This window comes from Pseudarthrobacter sp. R1 (assembly GCF_024494415.1).
Classification (GTDB): domain Bacteria; phylum Actinomycetota; class Actinomycetes; order Actinomycetales; family Micrococcaceae; genus Arthrobacter.
This window is the reverse complement of sequence record NZ_JAMKFI010000006.1, coordinates 371,400-382,040: the sequence shown is the minus strand read 5'-3', so window position 1 is coordinate 382,040 and position 10,641 is coordinate 371,400. Positions and strand designations below refer to the sequence as shown.

The following is a 10,641-nucleotide window of genomic DNA, read 5'->3' as shown; positions in this document are numbered from 1 at the left end:
TTTGAAACCAGCTGTAAAAACCAGACCACCCACAGGGGCGGGCAGCCCGGCAAATTCAACCAATCCATAAAAACAAATCGGTATCAACAAACTTGGCACACTATTGAGTTCTCAAACAACAGACACACCCGGCACCACCCAACCAAACGGTTCAGGATCGCTCCGGAGCAACTTTTCAAACTTACCCGATCCACCGTCCCGGCGCAAATCCTTGTTTCAGGATCCTCGTCGGTGGGAAGTCGTCCCCACCTCTTCCAGAGGTGCTCGAAAGCCCTACCAGAATTGGTATTGATTTTGGGGGTTTTGGCCGCCCGGGGTAACCAGCTCTTCGCTGTCTCCCTCGCGGCGACTTAGAAAACAATACACCTCCTCGGGCTGCTCCGCAAATCCCCTCTCGGGCCGCCCGCTTCCCCGTCATTCCGCGGCAAAACCGCGGCCGGCAACCAAACCCGCCACCCGCCGTCGGACTTTCCTTGTATGTGCTGCACCACAGTGGCGGACGGTTAAAGCAGAAAGGGCCGGCAACCGTGAGGTTGCCGGCCCTTTCTCAAGCAGCTGGTTTCAGCGGGGCTGAATTACCAGGAAGACTTGGTGATGCCCGGGAGTTCGCCCTTGTGGGCCATGTCGCGGAAGCGGACACGGGAGATGCCGAACTTCTGGAGAGTACCGCGGGGACGGCCGTCGATGATGTCGCGGTTACGCAGACGGATCGGGGACGCGTTGCGGGGCAGCTTCTGCAGGCCGAGGCGGGCTGCTTCGCGTGCTTCGTCGGTTGCGTTTTCGTCAACCAGGGTCTTCTTCAGCTCGAGGCGCTTTGCAGCGTAACGCTCAACGATGACCTTGCGCTGCTCGTTGCGAGCAATCTTGGACTTCTTAGCCATGGTTTAGCGCTCCTCTCGGAATTCGACGTGCTGGCGGATCTTGGGGTCGTACTTCTTCAGAACCATGCGGTCCGGATCATTACGACGGTTCTTGCGGGTTACGTAGGTGTAACCCGTGCCCGCGGTCGACTTGAGCTTGATGATCGGACGTACGTCCTTGTCCTTAGCCACTAGAGCTTCACCCCACGAGCGAGAATGTCGGCGACGACAACGTCGATGCCGCGTACGTCGATGGTCTTGATGCCCTTTGCAGAAACCTGCAGCGTGACATTACGGCGCAGGGACGGAACCCAGTAGCGCTTCTTCTGAATGTTCGGATCGAACCGACGCTTGTTGCGGCGGTGCGAGTGCGAAATGCTGTGCCCAAAGCCCGGCTCGGCTCCGGTCACTTGGCAGTGTGCTGCCATGACTTCTCCTCAAGAATTGAAAGTAATGATCCGCATATCTGTTGCTGGACCATGCTGCTAAGGGCGACCCAAAAATGAAGAAGGGCAACGGTTAGTCACGCAACTTGAGCCCCTAACTACCGGCCGCCCTGGAGAAATTACCGGACAACCGGAGCAATTGCGCACGCTCCGCGCACTTAGCGCCTACCAAGTCTACGAGTTCACGCAATTAAAGACCAATCCGGCCCCGAAGGGTGTATAAGGAGGGCCAGCGGCTAGAGCCGGGTGAGCTGGGGGTACTTTGGTTTCAAGCCATCACCAGAGGACTTCCCGGTGACGCGCCGGACAACCCAGGGTCCTGCATACTCACGGAACCAGCGGGCGTTTGCACGGATGGCATCCACACCGCTGAGCTCCGGGACGGGGGTCATGGGCGGGACGTCGATGGAGTGGTCGTGTTCCAGGACGTCCAGCACGCGCTTGGCCATGTTGGCATGGCCGGCGGCGGACATGTGCATCCGGTCCTGCGCCCACATACCCCAGTCGTAGTATTCGCTGAAGCGCCAGTAGTCCACCAGCAAAGCGCCGTGATCCCCGGCGATACCGCGGACCAGTTCGTTGTAGATGGCTGTCCGACCGCGCGTCGTGCTGAAGACCTTCGAGCCCCGGGCGTCGAAGCCGGTGAACATGACCACGGCGGCACCGGCGGCACGCAGTTTGGCGATGGCGTCGTCGTACTCCACCAGGAGGTTGTCGATGTCGATCCTTGGGCGCAGGATGTCATTGGCACCTGCGTAAATGCTGACCAGGGTGGGTTTGAGTTCGACGGCGGCATCCACCTGCTCAACCAGGATCTGGCGAAGCTTTTTTCCGCGGATAGCGAGGTTGGCATAGCCGAAGCCGGGGTCAGCGGCTCCCAACTGCTCCGCCACACGGTCAGCCCAGCCGCGGACACCGTTGGGGCGGGTGGGGTCGTCGTCACCCACACCTTCCGTGAAGGAGTCACCAAGGGCCACATACCGGGTAGTGAAATCCATTCGGCTAGTTTGCCATCAGTTGCTGGGAGCAACCAACCGTGCCATGGCGGCCTAGCTTTCCCGCAGAATCCAATGGTCGGCGTCCAACCGGCCGACCACTTTCTCTCCGATACGCGCCAGATCCAGCACATCCTGCTCCGTCAGGGCGTCCAGGAACAGGTCCCGAACCGTCTCAACGTGGCCGGGTGCCAGGCCGACGATGGTCGCCATGCCTTCTTCGGTGAGATGGGCCGTGGTGACGCGGGCGTCGTGCGGATGCGGACGCCGCTCCACCCACCCCCGCTTCTGCAGCTTGGTCACCACGTGCGAAAGCCGCGACAACGACGCGCTGCTGCGCGCAGCGAGCTCACTCATCGGCAGGAACCGCTCTTCCGCCTCAGACAGCATGGCCAGGACCGTGTAGTCGAAAAGGGACAGCTTCCCCGCTGCATGGAGCTTGGTGTCGAGGGCCGCCGGCAGGAGCGTATTGATGCTTACCAGGGCCAGCCAGGCACGGCGTTCGTCGGCAGTAAGCCAGCGGGGTTCGGTCATGCGCCCATTCTACGAGAAAAGGGCGGTTGATCCTTCAAGTAGCGGCGGAGCCGGCCGGTAGGCTGGGCGCATGTATGTTGTCTCACTGAGCTACCGGGTCCCCCAGGACATCGTGGACTTCCACAACGACGCGCACATCGCCTGGCTGCAAAAGGCTTTCGACGACGGCGTGTTCATCGCCGCCGGGCGCAAGGTCCCGCGGACGGGCGGTATGTTGCTCTCCAGGGCGGACCGGGCAACGCTTGACGCCAGCCTGGCACAGGACCCGTTCTATTCGAATGGCGTTGCCGACTTCGAAGTAGTGGAGTTCCACGCCGCCAGGGTGGCATCGGGCTTTGAGAACTTGCTGGACAGTTAGCGCCAAGCACTACCCGCCGGGGATTTGGCGGCGAGCTTTTTCAGGCCACCCTTTGGCGGCACCTTCACCGGTTCCGGCCAGCGCGGCGTGAGCTGGTCACCCAGCGTGATGCCTCGCAGTTTCCGGCCGAACAGCGGCAGGACCCAGTCGTGGACCCAGCGCCGCTGGCGCTGCTCCCACTCCCGGAGGCTGAGCTTGGCCGGCGGTTCCCAGTCCTTGAGCCGGATCTTGTGCGGCACGCCCAACTGGTCCAGCACCTGGCCCGCCAGGTACTTGTGTCCGGCCTTGGACATATGGAGCCGGTCCGAGTCCCACATCCGGCGGTCATGGAAGGCGTCCAGGCACCAGTAGTCCACCAGCACGGCTCCGTACTTGGCTGCGATGGCCCGGACTTGCTGGTTGTAGAAGTTGTTGCGCTTCTTCAACGGCTCGAGGAGCGCGGAAACTTTGACATCGAAGCCCGTAAAGAGCACCAGGGTGGCGCCCGTAGCCGTCAGTTGTGCCACGAGCTTTTCATAGTCGTCCATGAGCACGGCCATGTCCGTTTTCAGGTCCAGGATGTCATTGCCGCCGGCGTACAGCGTGACCAGGGCGGGCCGCATCGTCAGCGCGGGCTCCAGCTGCTCGCCAATCACGTGCCGGAGCCGCTTGCTCCTGATCGCCAGGTTCGCATACCGCCATCCAGGCTGCGCCTTCGCCAGCTTCTCTGCCACCCGGTCCGCCCAGCCCCGGACCCCGTTGGGCAACCGCTCGTCCCGGTCCCCGACCCCCTCAGTGAAAGAGTCTCCAAGAGCAACAAACACCCGCCGCCCCGAATCAGGAAGCAAAGGTTCAGAACGCACCAAGCCAACCTAGCCACCAAAGGAAAAGGAAGAACGACGCCGGGATGAACAGTAAGTGCGAAGGCACCCGTGAAAACTCACGTTGAGTGCGAGAGGGTTTCAGGAAAACCCACGTCAAGTGCGAGAGGGTTGGCGGGGGACGCAACCGGCCCACCCAGCCCGGACCCAGGGCTTAGCCCTCGGCTTTGCCCTGGCGCCAGTACCCCATAAAGGCAACCTGCTTCCGGTCGATCCCAACGTCGCGGACAAGGTACCGCCGCATGTCCTTGATAACCGCAGCTTCACCGGCGATCCAGGCGTAGAACGGCATGGCACCGGCGGGCATGTCCGGGTTTTTGGTGGCTTGGATTTCGTCCGTCTCCATCCGCTGGGGAGTCTCCCAGAGGATGTCCACGTCCACGTTGACGTCCTCCGGCTCCGGTCCAGCGGCGCCGTCGGCGGCTTTGATGGCCACCCACCCGGGCACCGGAACCGCCTTGCGAACCGCTTCCTGGAGCAGCTCGCCGTGCGGCCGGGACCGTCCAATTGCGGCACCGCGCGCGAGCCAGGTGACCTCGATATCGGCGGGCGAGGACAGTTCGAGGAAGTCGCCTGCCTCGGGGACCTCCAGGAAGGCGTGGCCGGTCATGTATTCGGGCAGGCTTTCCAGGATGGCGGAAATGGCAGGGACGGCCGTCTCATCGCCGGCGAGCAGAATGCGCTGCGCCAGTCCGGGCCGCCATTCGATGCCGCCGTAGGCCTCAGCCGTCAGGCACTGCGCGGCGCGGTTGTTCGGTCCAATAAGGGTGATGGCATCACCGGGCTTGGCATTGAGGGCCCAGTTGGCGGCAGGCCCGCCGTTGCCCTGGCTGTCGAAGTGCATCACGAAGTCCACGTCGATCTCCGGGTATACGGTGTCCAGGCGGGCATGGCGGACGGTGTAGGTGCGCATGGAACCGCGAACTGCCGGGTCCATGGCCAGCCATTCGCGGTACCAGCCGGCGCGGCTCATTTCGAACGCCGGCAGGGGAAGTTCCGTGCCGTCCGCGGCGAGGGACGGGATCATGAGTTTGATCCGGAGGTCGAGGGTGTCGCCGTTGACGCCGAAGTCCCGCAGCGAGTACCCGCCGAACGTGATCCGGCGGAAGTTGGGGCTGAGTTCCTGCACCGAGGAAACAGTAACTTCAAATGCCAGGGTCATCGGCTCGGTGGAGGCGGCGGCAATATCGCGGGTCTTCATGAAACGAGCTCCAGTTCGTTGGCGGGGACGTGGTGTCGGCCGATCGGAATGATCAGGGGGGTTCCGGAGACAGGGTCCGGGATGACGCGGGACTCAAGGCCGAAGACGTCGCGGACCAGCCCTTCGGTGACCACGTCCTGAGGCGCGCCTACTGCCACTACGGCGCCGCCTTTCATGGCGATCACGTTGTCGGCATAACGGGCGGCGAGGTTGAGGTCGTGCAGCACGATGGCCACGGTGGTGCCGCGCTGGCGGTTCAGGTCTGTCACAAGATCCAGGACTTCCACCTGGTGGGCAAGGTCGAGGTACGTGGTGGGCTCGTCCAGCAGCAGGATGTCGGTTTCCTGGGCCAGCGCCATGGCAATCCAGACCCGCTGCCGCTGCCCGCCCGAGAGTTCATCCACGTTCCTCCCGGCGAGGGCCAGCGTTTCCGTGGCTTCGAGCGCGCGCTGCACGGCGGCGTCGTCCTTCTCACTCCAGCTGCGGAAGAAACCCTGGTGCGGGTACCGCCCGCGGCCCACCAGGTCGCGGACCAGGATGCCGTCAGGGGCGGTGGGATGTTGCGGGAGCAGGCCAAGGGTGCGGGCCAGTTCCCGCGCCGGGCGTGAGTGGATGTCCTTGCCGTCCAGGGTCACGGCGCCGGCCGCGGGTTTCAGGAGCCTGGACAGGCCGCGAAGGAGGGTGGATTTCCCGCAGGCGTTGGCTCCCACAATCATGGTCACGCGGCCTTCGGGAATTTCGGCCGTAAGCCCGTCCACCACGCAGCGCTGATCGTATTTGAGCGTCAGGTCCTTGGCGTTGAGAACTGCCACGTCAGGCATCCTTTCGGTTGGCCGCGACCAGGAGCCACAGCAGGAACGGGGCGCCGAGCGCGCCGGTGATGACACCCACCGGCAGCGCAGTGCCGTCCAGCAGCAGGGGGGCGAGGTTAGCGGCGACGTAATCTGCGGCGAGGACAATCAGGGCGCCAACGAATGCCGACGCCGGGAGGCTGGCTTTTCCGGTGAAGCGCCGGGCGATGGGCCCTGCCAGGAAGGCGACGAAGGAGACCGGGCCGGCCGCCGCCGTCGCCACTGCTGCCAGCGACACCGCGACGATCACCAGCGCCAAGCGGGTGGCACCTACCCGGATGCCCAGCCCGGCGGCGGCGTCGGGTCCGAGTTCCAGGATGCGCAAGGGCCCGGCGATGGCAACAACTGCCGGGATCAGGACGGCGAGGGAGAGGGCAAGAACGCCCGCACGGTCCCAGTTGGCGGAATTCAGGGATCCGTTGAGCCACACGAGGACGTCCGCGGCGGTGCGGATATCCGCACGGGTCATCAGGAAATTCACCACGGCGTGCAGGGCAGCGGCGATTCCTACGCCCGCCAGAATGAGCCGGTTGCCGGCGGCATCGCCGCGGTTGGTTCCGCGCATCACCCCGCCGCTGGAGATCGCGTAGATGATGGCGGCCACGCCGAGGGCACCGCCGAGCGCGGCACCGGAGACCGCCGCACCGGTGGCACCGAACACCACGATGGACACCACCGCTGCAGCGCTGGCGCCGTAGCTGATGCCGATGATGTCGGGGCTGGCCAGTGGGTTGCGGAGCATAGTCTGGAACAGGGCGCCGGCCAGGCCGAACGCGAGGCCGATCATGGTGCCGATGACAGCCCGCGGCAGCTTGTTCTCCATCACGATGAAGCTTGCGCCGGGGATCTTCTCGCCGCCGGTCAGGTGCGCGAAGAGGATCTTGAAGAAGTCCGGGACGGTGACCGTATAGCTGCCCAGCAGGATGGAAACAGCGAACAGGATCACGACGGCGGCTGCCAGGATGGCGGTCCGGTTCAGCAGCAGCCTCCCCCGGCGTTGCCCTATCACCTTTGGTCCCTTGGACCCCGGTTTGGCAGCCGTAACTGATAGCGCAACGGGGGAAATCATAGTCCCGCCCCCTTGCCCCGGCGGATAAGCCAGACGAAGACCGGCGCCCCGATGAGGGCGGTCATGATGCCGGCCGGGACTTCGCCCGGAAGAAGTACCACGCGGCCGATGATGTCCGCGCCAAGGAGCAACACCGGTGCCAGCACCAGCGAGAACGGCAGGATCCAGCGGTAATCCGGGCCCGTAAGGAAACGGACGGCATGCGGGATAACCAAGCCAACAAAACCAATGGGGCCGGCCAACGCGGTGGCCGAACCGCACAGCAGCACGATTCCGAGGGCGGTGATGCCGCGGACCAGGCCTACCCGCTGGCCGAGGCCGCGGGCGATGTCGTCGCCGAGCGCCAGGCTGTTGAGGATACGGCCGGTCACCAGCACGATCAGCGCCCCGGCGGCGAGGAACGGCAGGCCGGGCAGCACTACGGACCAGTCCCGTCCTGCCACGCCGCCCACCTGCCAGAAGCGGAACCTGTCCAGGGTGTCCTGGCTGGAGACGAGGATGACGTTCATGAGCGAGAACAGGCCCGCGTTCAGCGCTGCGCCTGCCAGGGCGAGCTTCACCGGCGTGGCGCCGTCCCTGCCCAGGGAAGCGATGAGATAGACGACGACCGCCGCAACTGCTGCCCCAACGAACGCGAACCAGATGTAGCCGGAGAACGTGGCAACACCAAAAACGTAGATACCAGTCACCACAGCCAGGGCGGCCCCGGCATTCACGCCCATAATGCCGGGATCGGCCAGCGGATTGCGGGCCACACCCTGCATGGCGGCGCCCGCAAGGCCGAGGGCTCCCCCGGCAAGGATGCCAAGGACGGTCCGCGGGATGCGGGCATGCACCACGGCGTGGTCGCCGTTGGCGGGATCAAACGCGGTCAGCGCCTGCCATACAGTGCCCAAGGGCAGTCCCCTGGCGCCGATGGCCAGGGAGGCCCCGGCCAAAAGTGCAAGTACGACGACGGCGGCCAGCAGCCAGGCGGCGCGCTTCCCCCCGAAAGCGCGGCCGCGGGACGGGCCGCTAGGTCCTTGTGCCGGCAATGAGGTGCCGGCACCCCCCTGCCCGGGGGCCGCCGTCGTCGTACTGTGCGTCATGGAAGGGGGCTTACTTCACTGCGCCGGTGACTTTATCCGCTGCGCTCGCAAGCTGCGGCAGGAACGTGTCCAGCGACCACGGCAGGCTCAGCGGGGAAGCCGCGGAGATGGACAGCGTCAGGGTGTTGTCCGAGTCGGCAACCAGTGCGCCGTTTTTGATGGCCGGGATCTGGCTGAGCAGCGGATCCGACTTGATGGCGTCGGTGGTGGAGGCATCCGGAACCCAGGTCACGAACACGTCTGACTGAAGCTCGTTGGCCTTTTCGGCGGACCACGGGATGAAGAATTCCTCGCCCTTGGAGTTGTCTTCAACCACCGGAGCGAGCTTCATACCGATTTCCGAGAGAAAGCGGGGGCGGTTGTCATTGGCGGTATAGACGTTGACGCCGTCGCCCTTGGCAGGCTCAAGGTTGCCGTAGATAAAGCTCTTGCCCTCAATCTGCGGGTACTTGGCAACCTTCTCCTTGATGGTGGCCTCGGTGTCCGAGATGAGCTTGGTGGCTTCGGCATCCTTGCCAAGGGCCTTGCCGATGATGGAGGTGGAGTCCTGCCAGGAGGTTCCGTAAGCCAACTCAGCGTGGGCCACGACGGGCGCGATCTCACTGAGCTTCTTGTAGTCCTCTTCCGTGAGGCCCGAGTAAGCGGCCAGGATGACGTCTGGGGTGAGTTTGGCGATCTCGGTGAAGTTGATGCCATCAGCTTCGGAGTACTGGGCAGGAGCCTTGTCGGAGCCGAAACCGGCGCCGAGGTCTTCCAGTGCTGCATCCTTCCAAGGGGTGGAGCCCTGGTCGTTGCCGCCCCATTCATTCTTGGGAACGCCAACCGGCACAACGCCCAGGGCGATGGCAACGTCGTCGTTGACCCATGAGACGGTGGCAACGCGCGTGGGCTGCTCCTCGATGGTGGTCTTGCCGTAAACGTGCTCGATGGTCACCGGGAACTGCGAGCTGCTGGAGCTGGCTGCGCTGGCGTCGGTGGTGGAGGAGGCGGGGCCTGTGGCGCAGGCGGAGAGGGTGAGCGCCGCGGCGGCCAGGACGGCCGTGGCCTTGCCGGCTGACTTGAACAGCGTGCGGCGGGTGGCGCTGGGCCCGGAGAAGAGGGGGGAAGTCACGGAACTCCTTAAGTGTATAAAGCGAACTTAAGTAAGGCTAGCCTACCCTCTGGAGCATTACGCAAGGTTTCTGTATCTTATTCCCCATCGTGACGAAAGACACACTTCTTCCGGGCCTCGTGGCTTTGGACAGGGAAGATGTTGGTTTGGCAGGATGTCCCGGCCAGTGCAGCGCGCACGTAACGGCGCAGGCCAGGCTCGGCGGCCCGGAAGAAGCCCTCCCTCTATGTGGTGAGAGAGGGGAGTACCCAACAGCCCCGTCAGCGGTAGGAGAAGCTCATTAACACAGCCTTCAGGGCTTGGCCTTCGACACCCCAGTACCACTCTTTCGCCGCCTCATCATTCGCGAATGGCTGGCCCGTGAACACCACGTCTGCGGTCAAGATGCGGTCGCCTAGCCTGATGAGCCCGTGTTGCACCGTCCCGTCCGGCGAGACAGGCAGTCCTGCAGTAAGTCCCATTCGGTACTGTGCGGCACCATCGTTGCGATCAACAAAAAAGGATGAATGGGGCGTCGGAACAGAATGTCCCCGCAGTCCCAGTACCGGGTCCGTCTCAACCACGGTCCGTTCGGCGGGGCTGGCCACTACGTCGGCAATTTCGCCGGTGTAGACGTTGATCTGCGCCTGGCCAGTTGGATTGGACACCGTTGCCGTGCCCACGTACGGGGACGCGGACGCCTCAAAGAGCTCCACGTGCCAGCCCTTCGGGTGCTGGAACGAAAGCCGGCCATCCGGGAAGGTGAAGGTCACCCGCCCGGCAGGAGCGGGAGAAGAGGTGGCGGCGGGAATGATTGATGCAGGCAGGCTTGCCGCAGTCGTCTGGGCAGCAGGCCCGGTGGAGGAACCGTCGTCCCCGGCGGTGCTGCTGCCGGCCGCACAGCCTGCGAGGGTGAGGGCCGCGACGGCGGTCAGCGCCATTGGGGTGGTGGCGCGGCGTGCTGGGCGCATTGGTGGTGCCTTTCAAGGGAAGGCCGTCAACTCATCAAGCGTCAGATGCAGGACCCAGCGTTCCACAACCGTCCGGTGGGAGGACGACGGCGAGTGTTTGATGCCCACCAGCATGGCACCGGGACAACGCCTTGCAACAGCTCCCCCGGCATAAATCCATCGATTTGTTATACAGCTGGACCGTTGATAACGGGCTAGGGTGTGTTGCTAAACCCTTTGAGGGCTGATTTCCGTCAGGCTTGATTTATGGCAGCGAGGCAAGAAATTTCTGACAAGGCTTGGGCCGTGATGGCGCCGCATTTCCCGGTGTGGAAGGGG

At 64.1% G+C, this 10,641-nt stretch carries 13 protein-coding genes; 1 reads left to right on the top strand and 12 read right to left on the bottom strand.

Annotated elements, in window-relative coordinates:
- Positions 1–575 precede the first annotated feature (575 nt).
- The 5 genes from rpsN to M8J71_RS07840 form a co-directional block, all read right to left on the bottom strand.
- On the bottom strand, positions 576–881 hold the full coding sequence (gene rpsN, locus M8J71_RS07860; protein ID WP_163166363.1) for a 30S ribosomal protein S14: 306 nt from the start codon (positions 879–881) through the stop codon (positions 576–578).
- A 3-nt stretch (positions 882–884) separates the two neighbouring features.
- Positions 885–1,052 carry a 50S ribosomal protein L33 gene (rpmG, locus tag M8J71_RS07855; protein ID WP_013602737.1) on the bottom strand — a complete coding sequence of 56 codons (168 nt, stop codon included), beginning with the start codon at positions 1,050–1,052 and terminating at the stop codon, positions 885–887.
- Entirely contained in the window at positions 1,052–1,288 is a 237-nt protein-coding gene (gene rpmB / locus M8J71_RS07850) for a 50S ribosomal protein L28 (protein WP_003798559.1), read from the bottom strand. The genes rpmG and rpmB overlap by 1 nt, the downstream gene beginning before the upstream one ends.
- A gap of 254 nt (positions 1,289–1,542) precedes the next feature.
- Complete coding sequence (locus M8J71_RS07845; protein WP_256247378.1) at positions 1,543–2,304, bottom strand: SGNH/GDSL hydrolase family protein; 762 nt, start codon at positions 2,302–2,304, stop codon at positions 1,543–1,545.
- Positions 2,305–2,355: 51 nt separating this feature from the next.
- A complete protein-coding gene (locus M8J71_RS07840) occupies positions 2,356–2,835 on the bottom strand; it encodes a MarR family winged helix-turn-helix transcriptional regulator (protein WP_163166367.1) in 480 nt (159 codons plus the stop codon).
- A 70-nt stretch (positions 2,836–2,905) separates the two neighbouring features.
- Between M8J71_RS07840 and M8J71_RS07835 the strand changes: the two genes are divergently transcribed.
- Positions 2,906–3,193: a YciI family protein gene (locus M8J71_RS07835; protein WP_163166369.1), complete on the top strand. Its 288-nt coding sequence runs from the start codon at positions 2,906–2,908 to the stop codon at positions 3,191–3,193.
- Here M8J71_RS07835 and M8J71_RS07830 read toward each other — a convergent pair.
- From M8J71_RS07830 to M8J71_RS07800, 7 genes are all read right to left on the bottom strand, one after another.
- Positions 3,190–4,035: an SGNH/GDSL hydrolase family protein gene (locus M8J71_RS07830; protein WP_256247377.1), complete on the bottom strand. Its 846-nt coding sequence runs from the start codon at positions 4,033–4,035 to the stop codon at positions 3,190–3,192. The two genes, M8J71_RS07835 and M8J71_RS07830, sit on opposite strands and share 4 nt — an antisense overlap.
- 172 nt (positions 4,036–4,207) lie before the next feature.
- Entirely contained in the window at positions 4,208–5,254 is a 1,047-nt protein-coding gene (locus M8J71_RS07825) for a siderophore-interacting protein (RefSeq protein WP_256247376.1), read from the bottom strand.
- A complete protein-coding gene (locus M8J71_RS07820) occupies positions 5,251–6,066 on the bottom strand; it encodes an ABC transporter ATP-binding protein (protein ID WP_256247375.1) in 816 nt (271 codons plus the stop codon). The genes M8J71_RS07825 and M8J71_RS07820 overlap by 4 nt, the downstream gene beginning before the upstream one ends.
- A gap of 1 nt (position 6,067) precedes the next feature.
- A complete protein-coding gene (locus M8J71_RS07815; protein WP_305478726.1) occupies positions 6,068–7,174 on the bottom strand; it encodes a FecCD family ABC transporter permease in 1,107 nt (368 codons plus the stop codon).
- Positions 7,171–8,262 (bottom strand): FecCD family ABC transporter permease, encoded by a 1,092-nt coding sequence (locus M8J71_RS07810; RefSeq protein ID WP_256247373.1) that lies wholly within the window; start codon positions 8,260–8,262, stop codon positions 7,171–7,173. The genes M8J71_RS07815 and M8J71_RS07810 overlap by 4 nt, the downstream gene beginning before the upstream one ends.
- 10 nt (positions 8,263–8,272) lie before the next feature.
- On the bottom strand, positions 8,273–9,373 hold the full coding sequence (locus M8J71_RS07805; RefSeq protein ID WP_256247372.1) for an iron-siderophore ABC transporter substrate-binding protein: 1,101 nt from the start codon (positions 9,371–9,373) through the stop codon (positions 8,273–8,275).
- A gap of 260 nt (positions 9,374–9,633) precedes the next feature.
- A complete protein-coding gene (locus M8J71_RS07800) occupies positions 9,634–10,323 on the bottom strand; it encodes a hypothetical protein (protein WP_256247371.1) in 690 nt (229 codons plus the stop codon).
- Positions 10,324–10,641 lie beyond the last annotated feature (318 nt).